Origin of the sequence: Bacillus sp. GbtcB14, from assembly GCF_019091205.1 — a bacterium.
GTDB classification, from domain to species: domain Bacteria; phylum Bacillota; class Bacilli; order Bacillales; family Bacillaceae_G; genus Bacillus_A; species Bacillus_A cereus_AG.
On the sequence record NZ_JAGXJT010000141.1, the window covers coordinates 1 to 274 of the forward strand.

Sequence of the window (274 nt, forward strand, 5' to 3'; positions counted from 1 at the left end):
CCAGCTCTCCCGCACCGAATTTATCATAATAGACGGCGTCGCATTGAATGTCCTCTGCCAGCCGCTGCACAATATGTAAAATCTCCAGTGACGTTTTGATATGAACCTTTAAAAATGCAAGTATGCCGGACGGACTGCCGGGATCAATGGGTGTCATTCTGAGCAGATCGCTGTGAAGATGAACTTTCGCCCCTACTCCTTCCAGTCTGCTTTTGTATTTTTCCGTTGAGATATAATGAACGTGATCGCCCCGTTCGCTGAAGGCCTTTGTCAT

The 274-nt window shown here is 47.4% G+C and carries 1 pseudogene; it reads right to left on the reverse strand.

The features are described 5' to 3' along the window. A pseudogene (locus KVT31_RS29565) lies at nt 1–274 on the reverse strand (macrolide family glycosyltransferase); the annotation flags it as partial.